This is a genomic window from Actinocatenispora thailandica (assembly GCF_016865425.1).
Taxonomy (GTDB): domain Bacteria; phylum Actinomycetota; class Actinomycetes; order Mycobacteriales; family Micromonosporaceae; genus Actinocatenispora; species Actinocatenispora thailandica.
Genome location: NZ_AP023355.1, coordinates 1,761,810 through 1,781,464, shown reverse-complemented (window position 1 = coordinate 1,781,464; position 19,655 = coordinate 1,761,810). Strand labels below are relative to the sequence as shown.

The 19,655-nt window shown below is 73.9% G+C and carries 17 protein-coding genes and 2 pseudogenes; 7 read left to right on the top strand and 12 right to left on the bottom strand.

Translation table 11 applies throughout. The features are described 5' to 3' along the window. Nucleotides 1-76: 76 nt before the first annotated feature. From Athai_RS07770 to Athai_RS07755, 4 genes are read left to right on the top strand one after another with little or no spacing between them, the layout of a single operon-like run. Nucleotides 77-1,090 (top strand): D-isomer specific 2-hydroxyacid dehydrogenase family protein, encoded by a 1,014-nt coding sequence (locus Athai_RS07770; protein ID WP_239157364.1) that lies wholly within the window; start codon nucleotides 77-79, stop codon nucleotides 1,088-1,090. Continuing rightward, nucleotides 1,083-2,123 (top strand): D-alanine--(R)-lactate ligase, encoded by a 1,041-nt coding sequence (gene vanA, locus Athai_RS07765; protein WP_203960854.1) that lies wholly within the window; start codon nucleotides 1,083-1,085, stop codon nucleotides 2,121-2,123. The genes Athai_RS07770 and vanA overlap by 8 nt, the downstream gene beginning before the upstream one ends. Beyond that, the gene (gene vanX / locus Athai_RS07760) at nucleotides 2,120-2,782 is read left to right on the top strand and encodes a D-Ala-D-Ala dipeptidase VanX (RefSeq protein ID WP_203960853.1); all 663 of its coding nucleotides are present in this window, start codon (nucleotides 2,120-2,122) and stop codon (nucleotides 2,780-2,782) included. Before vanA ends, vanX begins: the two co-directional genes overlap by 4 nt. After that, nucleotides 2,779-3,879: a UDP-N-acetylglucosamine--N-acetylmuramyl-(pentapeptide) pyrophosphoryl-undecaprenol N-acetylglucosamine transferase gene (locus tag Athai_RS07755; RefSeq protein WP_275422367.1), complete on the top strand. Its 1,101-nt coding sequence runs from the start codon at nucleotides 2,779-2,781 to the stop codon at nucleotides 3,877-3,879. Before vanX ends, Athai_RS07755 begins: the two co-directional genes overlap by 4 nt. Here the strand turns inward: Athai_RS07755 and Athai_RS07750 are convergent. After that, a complete protein-coding gene (locus Athai_RS07750; protein WP_203960852.1) occupies nucleotides 3,872-5,005 on the bottom strand; it encodes a sensor histidine kinase in 1,134 nt (377 codons plus the stop codon). The genes Athai_RS07755 and Athai_RS07750 overlap by 8 nt on opposite strands. After that, nucleotides 4,998-5,692, bottom strand: a pseudogene (locus tag Athai_RS07745) (response regulator transcription factor). Before Athai_RS07745 ends, Athai_RS07750 begins: the two are co-directional and overlap by 8 nt. Nucleotides 5,693-5,779: 87 nt before the next feature. Here Athai_RS07745 and Athai_RS07740 point away from each other — a divergent pair. Both Athai_RS07740 and Athai_RS07735 read left to right on the top strand, forming a co-directional pair. After that, nucleotides 5,780-6,301 carry a M15 family metallopeptidase gene (locus Athai_RS07740; RefSeq protein WP_203960851.1) on the top strand — a complete coding sequence of 174 codons (522 nt, stop codon included), beginning with the start codon at nucleotides 5,780-5,782 and terminating at the stop codon, nucleotides 6,299-6,301. 262 nt (nucleotides 6,302-6,563) lie between these two features. Continuing rightward, nucleotides 6,564-7,559: an NAD-dependent epimerase/dehydratase family protein gene (locus Athai_RS07735; protein WP_203960850.1), complete on the top strand. Its 996-nt coding sequence runs from the start codon at nucleotides 6,564-6,566 to the stop codon at nucleotides 7,557-7,559. A gap of 116 nt (nucleotides 7,560-7,675) precedes the next feature. On the opposite strand, the gene Athai_RS07730 is transcribed toward Athai_RS07735, so the two are convergent. Next, nucleotides 7,676-9,820, bottom strand: coding sequence for an FUSC family protein (locus Athai_RS07730; protein ID WP_203960849.1), 2,145 nt, complete (start codon nucleotides 9,818-9,820; stop codon nucleotides 7,676-7,678). Nucleotides 9,821-10,066: 246 nt separating this feature from the next. Here Athai_RS07730 and Athai_RS07725 point away from each other — a divergent pair, with 246 nt between their 5' ends. Further along, entirely contained in the window at nucleotides 10,067-11,317 is a 1,251-nt protein-coding gene (locus Athai_RS07725) for an alpha/beta hydrolase-fold protein (protein WP_203960848.1), read from the top strand. A 157-nt stretch (nucleotides 11,318-11,474) separates the two neighbouring features. Here Athai_RS07725 and Athai_RS07720 read toward each other — a convergent pair whose 3' ends face one another. From Athai_RS07720 to Athai_RS35240, 9 genes and pseudogenes are all read right to left on the bottom strand, one after another. Further along, entirely contained in the window at nucleotides 11,475-12,221 is a 747-nt protein-coding gene (locus Athai_RS07720; protein ID WP_203960847.1) for an aminoglycoside phosphotransferase family protein, read from the bottom strand. A 117-nt stretch (nucleotides 12,222-12,338) separates the two neighbouring features. Beyond that, a pseudogene (locus Athai_RS07715) lies at nucleotides 12,339-13,579 on the bottom strand (RNA polymerase sigma factor). Further along, on the bottom strand, nucleotides 13,576-13,962 hold the full coding sequence (locus Athai_RS07710; RefSeq protein ID WP_239157363.1) for a YciI family protein: 387 nt from the start codon (nucleotides 13,960-13,962) through the stop codon (nucleotides 13,576-13,578). The pseudogene Athai_RS07715 and the gene Athai_RS07710 overlap by 4 nt, the downstream one beginning before the upstream one ends. Nucleotides 13,963-13,967: 5 nt before the next feature. After that, nucleotides 13,968-14,348 (bottom strand): YciI family protein, encoded by a 381-nt coding sequence (locus Athai_RS07705; RefSeq protein WP_203960846.1) that lies wholly within the window; start codon nucleotides 14,346-14,348, stop codon nucleotides 13,968-13,970. Between the two features lie 176 nt (nucleotides 14,349-14,524). Next, on the bottom strand, nucleotides 14,525-16,006 hold the full coding sequence (locus Athai_RS07700; RefSeq protein ID WP_420829768.1) for a DEAD/DEAH box helicase: 1,482 nt from the start codon (nucleotides 16,004-16,006) through the stop codon (nucleotides 14,525-14,527). A 378-nt stretch (nucleotides 16,007-16,384) separates the two neighbouring features. Further along, entirely contained in the window at nucleotides 16,385-17,155 is a 771-nt protein-coding gene (locus tag Athai_RS07695) for an ABC transporter permease (RefSeq protein ID WP_203960844.1), read from the bottom strand. Beyond that, complete coding sequence (locus tag Athai_RS07690; protein ID WP_203960843.1) at nucleotides 17,152-18,705, bottom strand: ABC transporter permease subunit; 1,554 nt, start codon at nucleotides 18,703-18,705, stop codon at nucleotides 17,152-17,154. Before Athai_RS07690 ends, Athai_RS07695 begins: the two co-directional genes overlap by 4 nt. Continuing rightward, complete coding sequence (locus tag Athai_RS07685; protein WP_203960842.1) at nucleotides 18,702-19,403, bottom strand: ATP-binding cassette domain-containing protein; 702 nt, start codon at nucleotides 19,401-19,403, stop codon at nucleotides 18,702-18,704. The genes Athai_RS07690 and Athai_RS07685 overlap by 4 nt, the downstream gene beginning before the upstream one ends. Beyond that, the gene (locus Athai_RS35240; protein ID WP_420829825.1) at nucleotides 19,292-19,567 is read right to left on the bottom strand and encodes an ATP-binding cassette domain-containing protein; all 276 of its coding nucleotides are present in this window, start codon (nucleotides 19,565-19,567) and stop codon (nucleotides 19,292-19,294) included. The genes Athai_RS07685 and Athai_RS35240 overlap by 112 nt, the downstream gene beginning before the upstream one ends. Nucleotides 19,568-19,655 lie beyond the last annotated feature (88 nt).

Below are 19,655 nucleotides of genomic sequence, written 5' to 3'. Positions count from 1 at the left end.
CGGAATTCCGATACGTGCCGGCAACGCGCCGTCGCCTTGACTGAGCGCCATGAGCTACCGGCAGCCAGCACGCGTTGTGGCCCGCCCCGCCCGACCGCCGGCATCCGCGTCCGCATCGACGGCACCAGCCACCGGAATCACCGTGTACGGCTGCGGCCCGGACGAGGAGACGCTGTTCCGGGCGCTGGCGCCGCGCCTCGGCGTGCTGCCGACGATCACCCACGCCCCACCGTCGGCGGACAACGCCGCGCTGGCGGCCGGCCACCGCTGCGTCAGCGTCGGCCACAAGACCCCGATCACGCACGCCACGCTGCGCGCGCTGAGCCGGGCCGACGTGCGGTACGTGTCCACCCGCAGCGTCGGGTTCGACCACATCGACGTCGACTACGCCGCAACGCTGGGCATCCAGGTGGAGAACGTCGCCTACTCACCCGACAGCGTGGCCGACTACACGCTGATGCTGATGTTGATGGCGCTGCGGAATGCCCGATCGGTCATCGTCCGGGCCGAGCACCGGGACTTCCGGCTGCACGAGGTACGCGGACGCGAGCTGCGCGACCTGACCGTCGGCGTCGTCGGCACCGGCCGCATCGGCGCCGCGGTGATCGACCGACTCGCCGGCTTCGGCTGCCGGGTCCTGGCTCACGACGCGCACCCCGGGCCCGCGGCCGGACACGTGCCGCTCGACGAGTTGCTGGCGCACAGCGACATCGTCACCCTGCACACCCCGCTCAACGCGGGCACCCACCACCTGCTCGACCGTCGCCGGATCGGGCAGCTACCGCCCGGCGCGATCGTCGTCAACACCGGACGCGGCCCGCTCGTCGACACCGACGCCCTGGTCGCCGCGCTGGAAGCCGGCGAGCTGGGCGGCGCGGCGCTGGACGTGGTGGAGGGCGAGGAAGGCATCTTCTACGCCGACTGCCGCGACACGCCGCTGGCCGGTACGACGCTGGCCCGGCTGCACCAGCTGCCGAACGTCATCGTCAGCCCGCACACCGCCTACTACACCGACCACGCACTGCGCGACACGGTGCAGAACTCCATCGCCAACTGTCTCCGATTCGAAAGCAGATACCACCATGGCTAGGTTGAAGGTCGGCATCGTCTTCGGCGGCTGCTCCGAAGAGCACCCCATCTCCGTCAAGTCCGCTCGGGAAGTGGCGAAGAACCTCGACCTGGAGAAGTACGAGCCGTTCTACATCGGCATCACCCGCAGCGGCGCCTGGAAGCTGTGCGACGGCCCCGCGGCCGACTGGGAGGCCGGCAACTGCCGCCCGGCCGTGCTGTCCCCGGACCGCGGGGTGCGCGGGCTGCTCGTCTTCGACGAGGGCAAGTACGAGACGATCGAGCTGGACCTGGTCTTCCCCGTACTGCACGGCAAGCTCGGCGAGGACGGCGCGATGCAGGGCCTGCTGGAGCTGTCCGGCATGCCCTACGTGGGCTGTGACATCCAGAGTTCCGCGCTGTGCATGGACAAGTCGCTGGCCTACCTGGTGGTGCGCAGCGCGGGGATCGCCACCCCGGACTTCTGGACCTTCCAGGCGGGCGAGACGATCGATCCCGAACAGTTCGACTATCCCGTGTTCGTCAAGCCGGCCCGGTCCGGTTCCTCCTTCGGTGTCGGCAAGGCACGCAGCGCGGCGGAGTTGCCGGGCGCGGTGGCGGCGGCCCGGGAGTTCGACTCGAAGGTGCTGGTCGAGCAGGCGGTCGCCGGCACCGAGGTCGGGTGCGCCATCCTGGGCAACGACACCGACCTGGTGGCCGGCGAGGTGGACCAGATCACGCTGTCGCACGGCTTCTTCAAGATCCACCAGGAGAACGCGCCGGAGACCGGGTCGGAGAACTCCACGGTGACGGTGCCGGCGAACATCTCGCCGCAGACCCGGATGCTCGTCCGGCAGACCGCCAAGGCGATCTACCGCGCGCTGGGTTGCCGCGGGCTCGCCCGGGTGGACATGTTCCTCACCGACGACGGCACCGTGGTCCTCAACGAGGTCAACACCTTCCCCGGCACCACCTCGTACAGCCGGTACCCGCGGATGATGGCCGCCGCCGGGCTGCCGCTGACCGAGGTGATCGACCGGATCGCGGCGCTGGCGCTGGCCGGAGGCCGGCGGTGAACGCCGACTTCGCGTTCGTGGACGAGCTGGTGCCCGGGATCCGTTGCGACGCCAAGTACGCCACCTGGGACAACTTCACCGGCAAGCCGGTGGACGGCTACGCGGCGAACCGCATCGTCGGTACCACGGCGCTGTGCGCCGCGCTGGACGACGCGCGGCGGCGGGCCGAGGCCCTCGGGTTCGGTCTGCTGCTGTGGGACGCCTACCGCCCGCAGCGCGCGGTGGACTGCTTCCTGCGCTGGTCCACCCAGCCGGAGGACGGCCGGACCAAACCGCGGCACCACCCGAACATCGACCGCGCCGCGATGATCGAGCAGGGGTACGTGGCCAGCAGATCCGGGCACAGCCGGGGCAGCACCGTCGATCTGACCCTGTACCACCTCGCGACCGGGGAACTGGTCGCGATGGGCGGCGGCCACGACCTGATGGATCCGATCTCGCACCATCGGGCGCCGGGGGTCGCGCCGGCCGCGGCGCGGCACCGCGCGCAGCTGCACGACCTGATGCACGCCAGCGGATTCCGCTGCTACCAGCGCGAGTGGTGGCACTACACGCTGGTCGACGAACCCTACCCGGACACCTACTTCGACTTCCCCATCGTCGCCACCCGCGAGATCCGGGACGTGGCGCCGCGGGTCCGCTCCGGGGTACCGGCGTGACCGGGCCGCGCGTGGTGGTCGCCGGCGGACACTCGGCCGGCCACATCGAGCCCGCGATGAACCTCGCCGACGCGCTGCGTCGGTTGGATCACACCGCCCAGATCACCGCCCTCGGTACCGTTCGCGGGCTGGACACCACCCTCGTTCCGGCCCGCGGCTATCCGCTGGAACTGATCCCGCCGGTTCCGTTGCCGCGCAGCCTGAACCTGGCGCTGCTGCAGACCCCCGGCCGGCTGCGCGACTCGGTACGGGCGGCCGGGGCGGTGCTGGACCGGGTGCGGGCCGAGGCGCTGGTGGGCTTCGGCGGCTACGTGGCCGCGCCGGCCTACCTGGCCGCCCACCGGCGGAACCTGCCGATCGTGGTGCACGAGGCGAACGCCCAGGCCGGCGTCGCCAACCGGCTCGCCGCCCGGTTGACCACCCACGTGTTCACCGCCACCCCGGCGGTACGCCTGGCGCACGCCACCGCGATCGGCATCCCGCTGCGGCCGGCGATCACCGGGCTGGACCGTCCCGCGCTGCGTGCCGCGGCCCGGGAGCGCTTCGGGCTGCGACCCGACGGCCCGGTACTGCTGGCCACCGGCGGCTCGCAGGGCGCCCGGGCGATCAACGTCGCAGTGTCCGCCGCCGCGCCGGCACTGCGCGCGGCCGGGGTGCAGGTACTGCACATCACCGGACCGCAGCACGAGGTCGAGGCGCCGGCCGGGGACCCGCCGTACGTGGTGCTCCGCTACGTGGACGAGATGCGGTACGCCTACGCCGCGGCCGACTTCGTGATCTGCCGTTCCGGCGCGATGACCTGTGCCGAGCTGGCGGCCGTCGGCCTGCCCGCGGCGTACGTTCCGCTGCCGCTGCGCGGCGGCGAGCAGCGGCACAACGCCGAGCCGGTGGTCGCCGCCGGCGGCGCGCTGCTGGTCGACAACGCCGACCTCGACCCGGCCTGGATCGAGAAGAGGCTGCTGCCGGTGCTCACCGACCCGGGACGGATCGCGTCGATGTCCGCGGCGGCGTCGGCGGCCGGCGCTCCCGACGCGGACCTGGTACTGGCCCGGCACGTCCTCGCCACGATCGCCCGACGGCGGGCGGCCGTCACCTAGGTTCGGGCTGCTGGCCGCCGGCCGGCCCCGGGATGCCGGGCGGACCCGGTGGCGCGGCCGGCAGCTGCACCGTGACCCGCAGCCCGCCGGAGGCCAGCGGGACGAGCGCGAGCGTGCCGTCGTGTGCCCGGGTGATGCTCTTGACGATGGCCAGACCGAGACCGACCCCGCTGTGGTCGCGGCGAACGCGCTGGCTGCCCCGCTGGAACGGCTCGGTGAGCGTCGCGACCAGCTGCGGACTCAGCTGCTCACCGGTGTTGTCGACCGTCAGCACGACGACCCCGGCGAACGCCGCGGTGTTGGTCCGGACCGTGCCGTGTTCCGCGAGGTTGTGCACGATCGCGTTGTGCAGCAGGTTCGTGGTCAGCTGCAGCAACAGCGGATAGGAGCCGACGGTCGGGCTGACCTCGCCGGAGGTCTCGATGGTCACGCCACGCTTCTCGGCCAGCGGCAGCAGCGTCTCCGCCGCCTCCTCGACGAGCAGCGATAGGTCCACTCGTTCCCGGGTGAACGACCGCCGGTCCGCCCGGCTGAGCAGCAGCAGCGCCTCGGTGAGGTCGATGGCCCGGCCGTTGACGTAGTGCAGCCGATCGACCAGCTCCGCCGTGTCGTGGTCCGGATCGTTGCGCGCCACGTCGAGCAGTGTCTGCGTGATCGCGAGCGGCGTGCGCAGCTCGTGCGAGGCGTTGGCCGCGAACCGCTGCTGCTCGGCGACCTGCGCCTCGATGCGGGCGAGCATCGCGTCGAAGCTGTCGGCGAGTTCCCGGAACTCGTCCTGGCGGCCCTCCAGCTCGATCCGGTGCGAGAGCGACCCGGCGGCGACCTTGCGGGTCGCGTTGGTGATGCGAGTCAGCGGGGCGAGCATCCGCCCGGCCAGGATCCACCCGCCGACCAGGCCGAACACCAGCAGGAACGCCAGCATCCAGATCGCCTTCGGGACGAACGCGCGAAGCAGGTCCGAGCGGTTGGGAATCAGCGGGCCGGGGGTGATGATCGCGCGGTCGGGAACGTAGCGCAGCAGGAAGAGCGCCACGACCGCGAGCAGCAGCGCGCTGGCGACCATCAGGAACCCGGCGTAGCTGAGCGTCAGTTTGAACCGGACGCTCAGCCCGGGCGGCCTATCCACGGTCCGCCCCCTCCCGCCCGGTACCGGAGCCCGGGTCGATGCGGTACCCGACGCCGGGCACGGTGGCGATCACCCACGGCTCGCCGAGCCGCTTGCGCAGCGCCGAAACGGTGATGCGGACCGCGTTGGTGAACGGATCGGCGTTCTCGTCCCAGGCGCGCTCCAGCAACTCCTCGGCGCTGATCACGCCGCCGTCGGCGGCGACGAGAACCTCCAGCACCGCGAACTGCTTCCGGGTCAGCGCGATGTAGCGACCGTCCCGGTACACCTCCCGGCGGAACGGATCGAGCCGCAACCCGGCGATCTCCCGTACCGGTGGCCGGCTGTGCGCGCGGCGACGGTCCAGCGCCCGCAGCCGCAGCACCAGCTCGCGCAGCGCGAACGGCTTGGTCAGGTAGTCGTCGGCGCCGAGCTCGAAGCCGGATGCCTTGTCGTCGAGCCGGTCGGCCGCGGTGAGCATCAGGATCGGCATGCCGCTGCCGGAGGTGACGATGCTCTGCGCGACCTCGTCTCCGGAGGGCCGGGAATGTCGCGATCGAGCACCGCGATGTCGTAGGCGTTGACGCTCAACAGCTCCAGCGCGGTGTCGCCGTCACCGGCGATGTCGGCCGCGATGGCCTCCAGCCGCAGACCGTCGCGGATGGCCTCGGCCATGTAGGGCTCGTCCTCGACCACCAACACACGCATGACCCCGATGCTAGGAGCCGGCGCATATCGTCGGCATACCAAAATCCACATACGGCCCGGCAACACGGCGCCGCGTTGACTGGCCGCATGCGACAAACCACCGCAGCACCAGCGAAGACCGGCAGGACCCCGCCGCCGGCCGTGACCCGTACCACCACCGAGGCGGACGGCGTGCTGCCGGCCGGCGTGACGGTGTTCGACGATCGCCGTCCGGGGGTCACGAACCTCGACCCGGACCTGCTTCGCGCCCTGCGCGCGGCCGCGACCGACGCCGCCCGCGAGGGTGTCGGATTCCGGGTCAACAGCGGCTGGCGATCGCCCGAGTACCAGAACCAGCTCCTGCGCGAGGCGGTCACGAAGTACGGGTCGGCCGAGGAGGCCGCCCGCTGGGTCGCCACCGCGGACACCTCGGCGCACGTGGCCGGCCGCGCGGTCGACATCGGGCCCATCGACGCCACCGCCTGGCTGTCCCGGCACGGCGCCCGGTACGGGCTGTGCCAGATCTACCGCAACGAGCCCTGGCACTACGAGCTGCGCCCGGAAGCGGCGGAACACGGCCGCCCTCCCCTTTATCCCGATCCCACCCACGATCCCCGAATGCGCCCTTGACCGGAGCGGCGCCCGGCCGAGTAGGGCGAGCCTGACGGTCGAGGGCTTGCCCCGGACACAGGTGTGCAGCTCCTACCGTCGGACCATGCAACGCGATCAGCAGAACGTTCCGGCCCGGACGGTGCGGGCACTGGTGCAGCGATCCCACCCGGCACCGACCGCTCTGCTGTGAGCGTATCCGCTGCTGGCGAACGCATCCGGCGCGTCGGCCCCGCGGCTGCGACGATGCCGCAGGGACCGTACGAGGAGGAGGGCCGTTTCGATGCGAACACTGGTACTGGGTGGCACCGCGATGCTGTCGCGCGCGGTGGCGGAGGCCGCCCGTGACGCCGGGCACGACGTGGTGTGCCTGGCCCGCGGGAAGACCGGTGAGCCGCCAGAGGGCGTCCGGTTCGTCCGGGCGGACCGGAGCCGGCCCGGGGCGTACGACGGGCTCGACGGCGAGTTCGACGCCGTGATCGACGTGGCACGCCGGCCCAGCGAGGTGCGCTCGGCACTCGCCACGCTGGCCGACCGGGCCGGTCACTGGACGTTCGTGTCGACCTGCAACGTGTACGCGGACGACGCGACGCCCGGGCAGGTCGCCGACACCGCACCGCTGGTCGCACCGGCACCGGCCGACGTGGACGAATCCGACCCGGAGAACTACGGGCGCTGCAAGCGCGCCTGCGAGCTGGCCGTGGTCGAGGCGATGGGCGCCGACCGCGCGTTCCTGTGCCGGGCCGGCCTGCTGGTGGGCCCGCGCGACGCGATGGTCCGCTTCGGATACTGGCCGAGCCGGCTGGCCCGCGGTGGCGAGGTGCTGGCGCCCGGCGATCCGAACCGGCCGGTGCAGTGCATCGACGCGCGCGACCTGGCCGACTGGATCGTGCGAGCCGGAGCCGACGGGCTGGCCGGCGCCTACGACGGGACCGGCCCCACCATGCCGATGAGTGAGTTCCTGGCCGAGATCGCCGCCGGGGTCGGCACGAGTCCCGAGCTGACCTGGGTGGCTCAGGACTTCCTGGTCGAGCACGGGGTCAACCCGTGGGCCGGGGAGCGATCCTTGCCGTTGTGGCTGCCGCTGCCGGAGTACGGCGGGTTCCTGACCCGGGACGTCACCCGGTCGCTGGCCGCCGGCCTGCGCACCCGGGGCCTCGCGGAGACGGCCCGCGACACCCTCGCCTGGACCCGCGACGCGTGGCGCCCCGGCGAGCGCGACGGCGGCATCAGCGCCGAGGACGAGGCCGCGCTCCTCGCGGCCTGGCACGCCCGCTGAACCGCCGGGCGAAGCGGTGGTCGCCGCCCGGCGAACCCGGGCGACGACCGCGGACGCACCGCACTCGGCGGCCAACCACCCGCCAGCCGCGTCCCCAACCTCTCAGGACAGAACACCTAGCGCCACCAGGGAATGCCGCGCAGCCGGGCGACCTCGGCCGCGGGCACGACGAGGCTGTCGAGGGCCGGCCGGATGTGCTGCAGGTGTTGCTCCACCCACAGCGTGCAGGGCAGGGTGTCGGTCGCGGCGGCGGCGGCGACCGGTCGCAGCGTCGGGATCCGGATGGCGACGGCCGGCGCCGGGGACGGGCCGGCCGCGCCCGGCCGGACGAGCAGGTCGGCCAGATCGTCGAACCAGCGGGCGATCCGTGCCGCCTGGCCGCTCAGCTCATCGCTGACCGGGTCCGGACCGGCGTCCGGCGAGGGCAGGCTGGCCAGTGACTGCGCGGTCAACCGCAACCGGATGGTGCCGCCGACCAGTCGCCACAGCTGCTGGGTGGCCAGATGCCGGGTCCCGCGTTCGGCGAGCAACCCGCGCACCCCCTCGTCCAGCCGCAGGCCGGCCGTGACGGCGCGGGCCGGTTCCGGTTCCTGCTGGCGCAGGCCCAGCGCCCAGTCCACCGACTGGGCAAGGTACCTGCCACCTTCCCGGAACGCGTCCGCGACGTCGTCGCCGACCACCGCGCTGGCACCGCGCGGCCAGAACAGCACGCCGACCACGAGGCTGACCGCACAGCCGAGCGCGACGTCCTCGATCCGAACCACGCCGATCGACCAGCCCACCGGTACCAGCAGGTTGTAGAGCACCGAGACCACGATGGTGAACGCCGCCTGGCCGGCCGCGAACGGCAGCGTGCCCGGGGCGTACCCGGCGACCAGCACGGCGATCGGCAGCGCCACCCACAGCGCCCCCGGGCCGGTCCCGACCACCAGCAACAGCGCCGCGCCGACGACGAACCCGACGACGGTACCCAGCAGTGCCCGCACCGCCGTCGAGCCGGTGCCGGCCGCGTTGGTCCGCAGCACCGACAGGGTGCCCAGCACCACCCAGAACGCGTGCTGAACCCCGACCAGGTCGGCGACCAGCACCGCGGCGGCCAGCGCGAAGGCGCCCCGCACGCTGTTGCGAAACCACACCGACCGCAGGTTGGCGTGCCGCCAGGCCAGGGCCAGCACGCCGGCCCGGGGCGGCCGCGCGGCAGGCAGCCCGTACCAGCGGCGGGCCTGCTCGGCGGCGGTCGCCGGGTCCGAGCACCCGGCGGCGATCAGGGCGTCCAACGTCGCCGCCCGCACCGTCAACGCGCTGGTCTGGGCGTGGAACGCCTGGTGCACCGCGTCGGCGAAGTCGCCGTCGCCGGCCGGCATCCGCCGCAGGGCGGCCACGCTGGACCCGATCGCGCGCTGCAACCCGGCCAGGTCCGGCATCTCGGCTCCACCGGACGGCAGGGCCGCCACCCGGCGCAAGGTGTCCCGGGTCGCCGCGTACAGGTCCCGCTCGACCGGGGCCAGCGTCCGCAGGTCCGGGTACTCGCGGAGCCCGTCCTCGAGCACCGCGGTCGCCCACTCCAGCATCCCGACCAGGCTGGTCAGCGCCTGGTCGGCGACCGTCGACCCGGTCGGCCGGTACGGGGTGGCGGTGAACGCCGCGAGCAGTTCGTGCTTGGCCGCGAGCGCCGCCGCGCGGTCGGCGTCGGTGCCGGCGCCACGCAGCGCCGCATCGAGCCGGTCGGCCAGCGCGCCGGCACTCGCCGCGACCGCGGCCCGCAACCGGTCGCCGGGCGGGCGCGGCGACAGCAGCAGTACCGCGGCGGCACCGACCACGCTCGCCAGCCACCAGCCGGCCAGCCGGGAGCCGAGCATGTCGATCGTGCCCGGCGACGCCGCGGGCAGCACGTACGCCAGCAGCGCGGCGGTGCCGCCGGCAGCCGCGTTCGGCCCGGCGATCCCGGCGAACAGCACCAGGAACGTCACCGGCAGCGTGACTGCCGCCGCCACCCACGGCGACGCGTTCACCGCGGTACCGAGCACCAGCAGGGCGCTGCCGGCCACCGCCAGCCCGCCGTGCGCCAGCGCACGGTCCCGGCGCGTCCCCGAGAACGATGCCAGCACCAGCGTCGCGAACCCGCCGAACGCGGCGAAGGTGGCCATCTGCAGATCGCCGATCACCTCGTAGGTGAGGGCGAACAAACCGGGAACCACCACCATGGCCCGCACCGCGCGAAACGCCGCCGCCGACGACCACCACCGCATCCGCGCCAACACCACCGGAGCATAGCGAGACCGGAGCGCCACCCGGGCGATCGGCGAGTCGTGCCGAGACCAGCGCCATACCACCGGCTCGGGCGCGCCCGTACCGCGCGTCGACGCGAGGCACTCGCCGATCGCCGCGGCGGCCGAACGTGCCGTTTGCGCGGTGGGTGACGGTTGTCGGGTGTCGGTCGATGTGCTTGCGGGTGACGATCATGATCCCTACGCTGCGGTGCCCAGCCGAAGGGGAGGAGAACCGCCATGCGCCCGATTCCCGGTCATGATCCCTCCGTCGCAGCCGCCGAGCGCCGCGCCGCGAGCGGCGATCCCGCCGGCGCCGTGGCGCTCTGGCAGGCGGCGGCGGAGGCCGGCGGTCCGCTGATCGGTGCACCGGACGCCACGGGTACCCGGCTGCCCGTGACGTTCCTGTGGCGCGGGCGGGCCGACCGCGTCGTGCTCATCGGCCCGCACGACTACGGCGATCTGCGCCGCACCGAACTGACCCGGTTCCCCGGTACCGACGTGTGGCACCTGACCCTCGACCTGCCGGCCGGTGGGGTGCTCAGCTACGCGTTCTCCGAGAACGACCACGGCGACGTGCTCGACCCGGCCGCCGAACTCGTGTCCCTCCGGGGCTGGCGACCCGACCCGCTCAACCCGCGGCGGTTCCGGTGGGCGGCGAACGCCGACGGCGCCGAACCGGACCCGCTCGGGCATGCCCGGTCCGCGCTGTACCTGCCGCCCGCGCGACCGCATCCGGCCACCATCGCCCGGCCTGGGGTGGCCCGGGGGCAGCTGACCATGCACCGGATGCGCCGCCGCAGCACCGGGCTCGCACACGACCACCGGGTCTGGGTGTACCGCCCCGCCGGCGATCCCGGCACCGACCGGCACGTCGCGGTCCTGCTGGACGGAGACTGCTACGTCGCCCCGATGCTGTCGACCCCCACGATCCTGGACAACCTGATCGCCGACGGCAGCATCCCGCCGACCTACGCGATCATGGTCGCCAGCGTGGACCGGCTCGCCGAGCTCAACGGAAACCGCACCTTCCTTCGCGCCCTCACCGACCACCTGATGCCCTGGGCCGCCGGGCGCTGGCCGATCAGCGCCGATCCGGCCCGTACCATCGTCGGCGGCTCCAGCCTGGGCGCCAACTGCGCGGCGTACGCGGCGCTCGGCGCGCCGCACCGATTCGGCGCCGTGCTCTCCCAGTCCGGCGCCTACCAGGCGCCCGCGCCGGCGCGCTTCCCCGGCGGCCCGATCCGGCAGTACGCCGGGGCCGATGGGCCGCGGCTGCGCTGGCACCTCACCGTCGGGTCGTGGGAGACCGACCCCGACACCCGTGCCGGTGCCGACGGCAGCCTGCTGGACGCCAACCGACGGTTGCGCGACGTCCTCGTCGCCGGCGACCACCAACTGCGGTACTCGGAGTTCGCCGGCGGCCACGACTACCTGTGCTGGCGCGACGCGCTTCCCGATGCCCTCACCGCGCTCATCGGCGCGCCGTGACGGCGGTGCGCGGGCCGGCGACCGGTTGGGGACGGCGCCGGGACGCTCGGCGGCTGCCGGCGGCGCCAGGACGCTCGGCGGCAGCGGGCTCGGTGATCGGTTGGCAGGCAACGGATCCGCCGCCGGCGCGGCACGCAGCCGAGGCCGACCCGCCGTCTCACATCCGGGATCTGAGCACGTCGACCTCGCAGCCCGGCGCGAACGGGTCGAAGCCGTGCTCGGCCAGCCAGCGAACCGCCAGCAGGCTGCGCACCGACCACCACGCGCGGATCACGTCCAGGTCGACGTCGGTGCCGTAGCCGGCGAGGACGTCGCCGAGGCGGTCCTGGTGCCCCAGCGTCAGGGTGGCGAGATCGCGCCGGGCATCGCCTGGGCCCGCCTCGGACCAGTCGATGATGCCGGTGATCTCCTCGCCGTCGACGAAAACGTGCGCGACGTGCAGGTCGCCGTGGGTGAACACCGGGGTCCAGGGCCGCAGCGCGGCCTCGGCGACCCGGCGGTTGCGGGTGACCAGGTCGGCGGGCAGGATGCCACCGGTCACCAGCCGCCCGCACTCGGCGTCGAGTTCGGCCGACAACTCTCCGATGCCCCGGCCACCCCGGGCGGGCCAGGGCGGCAGCGGCGCGTCGTGCAGATTTCGGAGGGCGGCGCCGGCCGCGGCCCAGGCCGCGGGCGATGCGGTCGACGGCTCACCGAGCCGGGCGATCTCGGCCCCCGGTACCGCGGCGATCGCGAGCACGCTCGGCCTGTGCCACAGGACTTTCGGGGTCGGCACGGGCGCCAAGGCCATCGCCTCGGCCTCGCGGTCGAGGCGCGCCCGGTCACCGTCCACCTTCAGGAACACGTCCCCGACGCGCAACGTCGCGCGCTCCGAGTGGGCGACGACGACACTGACCTCATCCATGGCTGACCAGTATGGCCGGGTGCGCGCCGCCCGTCGCCGGGTTTGTCGCCGGCGCCGAGGCACCCACGGCCACCAGCGGACCACCGCCGTCCGGGTCCTCGCCGGCCCGAGCGGCGGTCAGCCGGCGAGCTGGTCGCGGCGGCGGGTGAGGTAGGCCCGCTCGGCGGGGTTGCCGGCCAGCCCGATCGCCCGGTCGTACGCCGTCCGCGACTCGGCGCTGCGGCCGAGCCGCCGCAACAGGTCGGCGCGGGTGGCGTGGAAGGCGTGGTAGCCGTCGAGGGCCGCGGTCAACCGGTCGACCTCGGCCAGCGCGACGTCGGGCCCGTCGACCTCGGCGACCGCGACCGCCCGGTTGAGCCGCACGATCGGTGCGGCGTCGAGTACGACCAGCCGGTCGTAGAGGGCGACGATCTGCCACCACTCGGTGTCCCGGGCGGACGGGGCCGCCGCGTGCACGGCGTTGATCGCCGCCAGCAGCTGGTACCGCCCGGGAGCCTCGCCGCGGGCGACCGCGGCGACCCGCTCCTGCACCAGTGCCTGCCCCTCGGCGAGCAGGTCGCGGTCCCACGCACCGCGGTCCTGTTCGCCGAGGGTGACCAGCTCGCCGGTGCGGGACACCCGCGCCCTGCGCCGCGCGTCGATCAGCAGCATCAGGGCGAGCAGCCCGGCGACCTCGCCGTCGTCCGGCAGCAGGGTTCGCAGCATCCGGCCGAGCCGGATCGCTTCGTCGGTCAGGTCGACACGCACCGCGGCGTCTCCCCCGCTGGCGAGGTAACCCTCGTTGAACACCAGCAGGATCACCGCGAGTACGCCCGCGAGCCGCTCCCGGATGTCGTCGGCCGACGGTACCCGGTAGGGGATGTGCGCCGCCTTGATCTTCGCCTTGGCGCGGGTGATGCGCTGCGCGACCGTGGTCTCCGGTACCAGGAAGGCGTGCGCGATCTCGGCGACGGTGAGCCCCCGAGCAGCCGCAGCGTGAGCGCCACCCGGGCCTGCATGGCGAGCGCCGGGTGGCAGCAGGTGAACACCAGCCGCAGCCGGTCGTCCTGCACCGGGCCGGTCGGTTCGGGCGGCGTGTCGTCGGCCAGCAGCCCGGCCGCTTGCTGCCGGGCGTCCCGCTGCGACTCGCGGCGGATCCGGTCGATCGCCCGGCGGCTCGCGGTGGTCGCCAACCATCCACCCGGATTGGCCGGTACGCCGTCGCGCGGCCACCGTTCGACCGCGGCGACGAACGCCTCGGCGGTCGCCTCCTCGGCGACGTCCAGGTCGCCGAACCGGCGCGCGAGCCTGCCGACCAGCCGCGCCCACTCCTCGTGGTGGGCGCGGGCGATCGCTTCCTGGACGGAAGGTTGCGTCACGGCTTCAGCAGGTCGCCGAACGACTCCTCGGTCTGGAACGGGCGTACCTCGACCTTGCCCCGGCACGCCTTCGACCCCTCGGCGGCCAGCGCCAGCGCCCGGTCCAGATCGGGCGCCTCGATGACCCAGAAACCGCCGAGGTACTCCTTCGTCTCCAGGTACGGGCCGTCGGTGAACACCGGTGTCTCGCCCTGCCCGTCGACGGTGGTGGCGGTCGTCGCGGGCGCCAGGCCGTCGGCGAACACGAAGTGCCCGTCCCGGCGCAGCTTCTCGTTGAAGGCGCCGGTGTCGGCGAACGCCTGCAACATGGCCGCCTTCGACGGGTAGTTGCCGAACTCGGTGGGTTCGGCCGGTCCGTAGACGGACAGCAGGTAGCGCGGCATCGTGCTCACTCCCCCTCGCCGGAGCCGTGGCCGACGTGCCCGGGACCGGGGAACCGGTGCACCTCCTGCGGCCAGTCGAGCGCGGTCGCGAGCCGGCCCGCCCAGTACCGCGCGGTCTGGTCGTCGGGAACGTCCACGACGCAGAAGCCGCCGAGGTGTTCCTTGGTCTCGACGTACGGACCGTCGGTGAAGACGGGTTCGCCGTCGACGGACCGGACACTGCACAGCGCGGTGGACCGGTCCAGTGCCCCGTTGGTGAAGATCAGCACGCCCGCGTCCCGCATCTCGGCGACCACGGCCCGGCTCGCGGTGCCCTTCGCCCGGATCTCCTCCTCGGTGTGCTCGGGCACCCACTCGTCGTTGAACGCGATCACGTACTCGGTCATGCTCGTCCCCTTTCGCCCTGGAACGAGGAGTCCGCCGGACTCCCCGCGTGCGGCGGCCACCGCACACTCGTTCCACGAACGCCCACCCCTCGATACGACACCATCCCGCAAACTTTCCACGGATGCTGCCGGCACGGTGGCGGTACCGGGGCGCGGCGCCCAGGCGAGTCGACCGGTCAGTGCCGCCGGGCGCTGAACGCCGCGGCGCTGTGCCCGGTCCCGGCCCCGGATGCTCGGCCGCGGCGGCCACCCTGCCCCGCGGCGGGCTGCCGAGCCGAGCCACCGTGCCCGGTTCCCGACGTACGACGACGCCGGTCGTCCTGCCCCGCGCCGCTCGCGACGGGCTGGTGCGCCGCCGCGCGCGACCGGCCCCGGCCACCGCGCCGCCGCCCACGGCCGCCGGGCTGGGTCGAGGTCGGAGCATCGGAACCGCCGGCGGGTGCCGCGGTGCGGGTGTCCTGCTGCAGCATCGCCGGGTCGGCGAGCTCCCGGCTGCCGGGCGCGATCGAGGCCAGTACCGGATGGTCCGGCGAGGTCACCCGGGTGGTCGGCGCGTTGATCCGGGCGGCCCGCAGCAGCTGGCGCACCTCGCGGGCCTGCTCGGAGCTGGCCAGGGTGACCACCGTGCCGGAGCCACCGGCCCGCGCGGTGCGCCCGGACCGGTGCAGGTAGGCCTTGTGATCGGCCGGCGGGTCGGCGTGCACGACCAGCGCCACGTCGTCGACGTGGATGCCGCGGGCGGCGATGTCGGTGGCGACCAGCGCCGCCACCCGGCCGGACCGGAAGTCGTCGAGGTTTCGGGTACGCGCGTTCTGGCTCAGGTTGCCGTGCAGTTCGGCGGCCGGCACCCCGTTCCGCTGCAGCTGGCGGACCAGCGCCTTCGCGCCGTGCTTGGTGCGGGTGAACACGACGCTGCGGCCCGGCGCGCTGGTCAGGTCGACCAGTACCGGCAGCCGGTGTTCCCGCTCGACCTGCAGGACGTGGTGGGTCATGGTGGCCACCGGCGACTGGGCCGAGTCGGCCTCGTGCCGCGCGGGCTTGGACAGGTAGGCGCGGACCAGCGTGTCGACGTCCCGGTCCAGCGTGGCGGAGAACAGCATCCGCTGCCCGCCGGCCGGGGTGTGCCCCAGCAGCCGGCGCACCACCGGCAGGAACCCGAGTGCCGCCATGTGGTCGGCCTCGTCGAGCACGGTGATCTGCACCGCGGACAGCGAGCAGTGCCCCTGGCGCATCAGGTCCTCCAGCCGGCCGGGGCAGGCCACGACCACGTCGACGCCGCGCCGGAGGGCCGCGACCTGCGGGCCCTGCCCGACGCCGCCGAACACGGTGCGCGAGGTGAGCCGGGCGGCGGCGGCCAGCGGTTGCAGCGCCTCGTCGATCTGGCCGACCAGCTCCCGGGTCGGCGCCAGGATCAACGCGCGCGGCGTGCCGGGCTTCGGACGGCCGCCGCCGGTGAGCCGGGCGACCAGCGGCAGCAGGAAGGCCAGCGTCTTGCCGGAGCCGGTACGGGCGCGGCCGAGCACGTCGCGCCCGGCGAGCGCGTCCGGGATGGCCGCCGCCTGGATCGGGGTGGGGGTGTGCAGGTTGCGGGAGGTGAGCACCTCGGCCAGTCGTGCGGGCAGGCCGAAGTCGCTGAACGAAGAAGACAAGAAGACCACTATCTGTGCGATGTCCCGCCGACAACCGGAACCCGAGGGACTCGGCCGGTCAAGCGCGGAGCAGGTGCCCGGACGGACCCGGGTGCTACGACACGCCGACAACTCGCGGCAGGAGCTCAACGAGCTGATGCATCGATCATAACCGTTGTGGATCTCGCCCGCCGGACGCCGCATACCCGACGCCCGACGGCCCACCGCGAAATCCGGTCACCGGCTCGGATACCACCCCATTCGACGTGGCTCACCTCACCACATCCGCCGGCCGGCGTCGATCCGGTGTGGCCCCGCCCACGGGGGCGGGGCCACTGGCGGCGCCCCGCCGGCGCCACGAGGCACCAGGGGGCGGGACGCCGCTGGCGGCGCCCAGCGCCTGCCGGCTCAGGCGTCGCGGAACCGGAGCAGCAGGCCACCGATCAGCAACGCGACGGCGGCCCACGCGGCGAGCACGCCGATGCCGACCCACGGCGCGACGGGCAGCTCGCGCAGGTGCCTGGTGGCCTGCACGGTGAGCCCGGCGGACATCGGCGCAACCTGCAGGAGGTGACGGCGGAGCGGATCGCTCACCGCCTGCGCGAGCAGCGGCGGCAGGTAGAGCACGCCGAGCACCACCCCGATGGACACGGCCGTGTCCCGCACGGCGGTGGCGATGCCGAGGGCCAGCAGCGCGACCAACGTCAGATAGATGGCGCTGCCGGCGGCGGCGCGCAGCGTCGGGCCGGGCACGACCGACCCGAACGCCGCCGGCACGGCGCCGCGTCCGCCGGTGTGGAGCACGAGTCGTGCCGTGACCAGGGATCCCGCCACGGCGACCAGCCCGGTGGGCAGGCTGAGCGCGGCCACGATCGCCGCCTTGGCCCCGAGCACGGTGATCCGGCGGGGCATCGCGGCGAGGGTGGTCCGGATCATGCCGGTGCCGTACTCCTCGGCGACGGCCAGCACGGCCAGCACGGCGACCACGGCCTGCCCGAGATCGATGCCGGTGAGGGCGAGCTTGGTGAGGTCCTGGCCGCCGCCTCCGGAGGACTGGTGGGTGCCGGCCACGACCGCCGCGCCGACACCGATGGTGAGCACGGCGGTACCCAGGAGCAGCCAGCCGGTGCTGGTGAGGGTGCGCAGCTTGGTCCATTCGGCGAGCAGTGCGGCGGTCATGCGTCCCTCCGGTTCAGCAGCAGCCGCGCCGCGCCGAGAGCGACCGCGGTGTAGCCGGCGAGTACCAGCAGCCCGGCCCAGGCCGGCAGCGGGTAGTAGCCGTTGGCGAGGGTGTACGGATAGTCCACCAGCGACGATCGCGGCAGCACGCCGAGGACGGCGAGCGCGGCGGCCGGGGTCAGGCGGAACAGCCAGCTCTCCGCCGCCCCGGGCAGGCTGGAGCCGACCAGGTACGGCAGCACGAACACCACGATCCCGGCGGTGACCGCGCCGGCGCCGCGGCGCAGCATCGTACCGAGCGCGAGCACCGCGACGGCGGTCAGCGCGGTGACGAGGCCGCACCCGACGACGACACCCCCGACGGTCGCGACGCCGGCCGGGAACACGTACCCGCCGTTCCCGGTGAGGATGTGGGCACCGACCGGGACGGCGACGACGGCGGCGACGGCACCGATCACGAAGCCGATCGCCCCGATGACGATCGCCTTGGCGGCCAGCACCCGACCCCGCCGGGGTGTCGCGGCGAACGTGGTACGGATCAACCCGCGGCGGTACTCGGTGGTGACGAACAGCGCCGCCAGCACGATCAGCACGATCGACCCGGCGATCAGCCCGAGCAGCAGCGTGCTGCCGACGGTGTTGGTACCGAGGACGCCCTGGACGACGGCGGGCGCGATGTCGCCGGAGCCGGTGAGTACGAAACGGCCCCCGGTGCTTCGGGCACCGCCCGCGCCGAGGATCGGGTAGAAGTCGTTCTGGCTGGTCCCGACGCCGTGGCTGCGCCAGTCGCCACCGGTGGCGCCGGTGACGGTGACGTGCCGGAAGCGGCCGGTGGCCTGGGTGGGGCGGCCGGTCCGGCCGTGGAACACCACCGGCGAGGTGACGAACAAGCCGACCCGTACGGTGCCGGGCAGGCCGGCCAGGTGCGCGACGCCGATCCGGTGCCAGGAGGCGCCGTCGGCGGATTCGTAGCCGGTGATCGTGTCGCCGCTGCGGGCCAGCCGCAACCAGCGCGCCGAGGCGGCCGGCCGGAGCCGGGCCGCCCGGTCGTGCGTGTAGTCGTACTGGAAGCGAATCCCGTGGCCGCCGGTGGCCAGCACCGCCGCGTACGACGAGCCCGGCCGGGCGGTCGGGGTGAGCAGGATGCCGGCCTTCGCCCAGTCGGCCAGGCCCGGGCGGGTGGCGGACGGCGAGGGCGCGACGTTCACCGGGTTGGTGGAGATCCGGCCGGTGAGCGAGACGAGCTGGGCGGTGACGGTGCCGTCGCCGGCCAGTGGCCGGCTCAGGTACCGGTAGCTGTCGGCGACCGCTTCGCCGTCCGGCCCGGTCGGTACGGCCGGGTGGCCGCTACTGCAGGTGCCGGTGCCCGTGCAGGTGCCGCTGTGGATGCCGTTGGCCACCAGGTAGGTGAGCAGGACGGACAGCAGCACGGCGATACCGAGGCCGATCAGCCAGCCGCGGACGGTACGGAACTTCACCCACTCCGCCCGCAGCGCCGACCGGAGCCCGGGGTTCCGCTCGAGACCGGGCGAGCCCGTGGCGGCCGTCATCGTGCCCGCTCCGCACCGAGAGCGGCCCGGTACTCGGCCTGACCGGCGGTGAGCCGGAGGTAGACGTCCTCCAGGGTGGCCCGCTGGCTGGACACCTCCGAGAACGACACGCCCGCCTCGCCCAGTACCGCCACGATGCGCTGCGCGTCGGCCCCGGCGACGGCGACGGTCTGCGGGCCGGTGACGGTGCCCGCCAACCCGGCTCCGCGCAACGCCGCCACCGCCGCGGCCGGCTCCGCGGTGCGCAGCAGGACCTGGTCGCTCGACGCGCCGGCGACCAGCTCGTCGACCGTCGCGTCGGCGAGGACCCGGCCGCGGCCCACCACGACGACCCGATCGGCGGTGCCCTGCAACTCGCCCATCAGATGACTGGACACCAGCACCGCCCGCCCGGCGTCGGCCAGCGAACGCAGGAAGCCCCTGATCCAGATGATCCCCTCGGGGTCCATCCCGTTGAACGGCTCGTCCAGGATCAGCACCGGCGGGTCGCCCAGCATCGCGGCGGCGATGCCGAGGCGTTGTCGCATCCCCAACGAGAACCCACCGGCCCTGCGGCGCGCGGCACCGCCCAGGCCGACCAGCTCGATCACCTCGTCGACCCGGCGTACCGGCAGCCGCTGCGACCGGGCCAGCCACAGCAGGTGGTTGCGACCGGACCGGCCCGGCTGTACGGCGCCCGCATCGACCAGCGCGCCCACCTGCCGCAGCGGCGACCGTAGCCGCCGGTACGGCATCCCGGCGACCAGCGCGTGGCCCCGTCCGGGGCGTCCAGGCCGAGGATGACCCGGATGGTGGTCGATTTGCCCGCCCCGTTCGGGCCGACGAAGCCGGTCACCTGCCCGGGCGGCACGGTGAAACTCATCCCGTCGAGTGCCTGGGTGGCCCCGAATCGCTTGCGCAATCCGGATACTTCGATCGTCTGGTCGCTCACGGCGTCGTCCGTTCGGTCG

What these genes read in the sequence shown, in the direction of transcription:
- vanA (WP_203960854.1), top strand. Translation starts at nt 1,083, where the DNA reads ATGGCTAGGTTGAAGGTCGGCATCGTCTTCGGCGGCTGCTCCGAAGAG.
- Athai_RS07740 (WP_203960851.1), top strand. Translation starts at nt 5,780, where the DNA reads ATGCGACAAACCACCGCAGCACCAGCGAAGACCGGCAGGACCCCGCCG.
- Athai_RS07735 (WP_203960850.1), top strand. Translation starts at nt 6,564, where the DNA reads ATGCGAACACTGGTACTGGGTGGCACCGCGATGCTGTCGCGCGCGGTG.
- Athai_RS07725 (WP_203960848.1), top strand. Translation starts at nt 10,067, where the DNA reads ATGCGCCCGATTCCCGGTCATGATCCCTCCGTCGCAGCCGCCGAGCGC.
- Athai_RS07720 (WP_203960847.1), bottom strand. Translation starts at nt 12,221, where the DNA reads ATGGATGAGGTCAGTGTCGTCGTCGCCCACTCGGAGCGCGCGACGTTG.
- Athai_RS07710 (WP_239157363.1), bottom strand. Translation starts at nt 13,962, where the DNA reads ATGCCGCGCTACCTGCTGTCCGTCTACGGACCGGCCGAACCCACCGAG.
- Athai_RS07705 (WP_203960846.1), bottom strand. Translation starts at nt 14,348, where the DNA reads ATGACCGAGTACGTGATCGCGTTCAACGACGAGTGGGTGCCCGAGCAC.
- Athai_RS07695 (WP_203960844.1), bottom strand. Translation starts at nt 17,155, where the DNA reads ATGACCGCCGCACTGCTCGCCGAATGGACCAAGCTGCGCACCCTCACC.
- Athai_RS07690 (WP_203960843.1), bottom strand. Translation starts at nt 18,705, where the DNA reads ATGACGGCCGCCACGGGCTCGCCCGGTCTCGAGCGGAACCCCGGGCTC.
- Athai_RS35240 (WP_420829825.1), bottom strand. Translation starts at nt 19,567, where the DNA reads ATGAGTTTCACCGTGCCGCCCGGGCAGGTGACCGGCTTCGTCGGCCCG.